This is a genomic window from Corallococcus sp. CA041A (assembly GCF_003612075.1).
Lineage (GTDB): Bacteria > Myxococcota > Myxococcia > Myxococcales > Myxococcaceae > Corallococcus > Corallococcus exiguus.
The window spans coordinates 1-1,309 of sequence record NZ_RAWF01000538.1; the positions used below are offsets into that span (position 1 = coordinate 1).

Consider the following 1,309-nt stretch of genomic DNA (forward strand, 5'->3'; position numbering starts at 1 on the left):
TGTACCGCACCGGATTATTGAGACACCAGATTGGTTGTAATCAGGCCGCCTGCTTCGACTGCATCAGCGCTCGCCGGGCCTGACTCGGCGAGAGGAAGTTGTGGCGCTCCAGCAGCCAGTGCTCGTTGTACCGGTGAGCCCACTCCAGCAGGGCCCGCCGCAGCTCCTCCACGGTGGAGAAGGTGCGCACCCAGAGCAGCTGCTCCTTGAGGGTTCGGATGAATCTCTCGGCGCAGCCGTTGCCCTCGGGACTGCGGACGAAAGAGGGGCTGGATGCGGCCCCCAGGAAGCGCAGCTCGTTCTGGAAGGCATCGGAAGTGTACTGGCTGCCGTTGTCGTGGCGGATGGACAGCCCTGCGGCCACGCCCTGGCCGTACGCACCGAAGCGGGCCTTGACGCCCTGGCGGATGGGCTCAAGGGCTTCGAAGCGGGTGCCAACCTTGGCCGCGTGGATGCCGACGCACTCGGCGGTACCGTGGTCGATGGCGATGAAGACGGTGGCCTGGCCCTCCCGCGTCGTCACAGTGCAGGTGGCGTCGGTGCCCCACATGACGTCGGGCTTGTCGGTGGTAATCGTGCCGTCGTGGTTGCGAGGGCCCAGCACCCGGCGGGCACGGCCCGGGGCCAGCAGTCCCGCCTCGCGCATCAGCCGCAGGCAGCGGGCCTTCGAGGTGCGTACGTACTGCGCGCGCAGCCGAGCCCACACCTTGCGGTGCCCTTCGCCCAGGAAGGGCGAAGCCGCCAGCACGCCACGGATGGCCTCCCGCAGCGCCTCGTCCGTCAGCGCCGTCTTGGGGCCGCGCCGAGCCGTCGGAGCATCCGTGGACTGACGGCGGGCGCGGTGTCGGTACACCGTGGCGCGAGGCACGCACCAGGTGGCCGTCACGAGCGCCAGGCCGTACCGCTTGCCGCTGGAAGGCGAGAGCCGGGCGCTCATCCTCTCGACTTCCTCCAGGGAAAACCCGGGGCGTTTCCCTCCAGCAGCCGCGCCTTCTCAGCGAGCAACTCGTTCTTCATCATCAGCTCGCCCACCATGGCCTTGAGCCGCAGCACCTCGTCGTCCGCGGGCTCCGGCTCGCGGCTCTTGAGGTTCGCCTCGGCTCCGGCCAGGAACTTCTCCCGCCACTCACTCAGCACCGCTGCGGTGACGCCCAGCTCCCGCGAGAGCGCGTCGAGTTCCTCGCCCTTGAGCAATCGGAGCACAGCCTCCTTCTTCCGCTTCGCCGAGAACCGACCGCGCTCCGCCGTCCTGTCCTGCTTCTGTTGCTTCTTCACATCCACCTCGCGAGGGGGAGGTTATTCCCCCAGA

The 1,309-nt window shown here is 68.4% G+C and carries 1 pseudogene; it reads right to left on the reverse strand.

The window, feature by feature from the left end:
* Positions 1-40: 40 nt before the first annotated feature.
* Positions 41-1,281 (reverse strand): annotated as a pseudogene (locus tag D7V77_RS41990) (IS3 family transposase).
* Between the last annotated feature and the right edge of the window lie 28 nt (positions 1,282-1,309).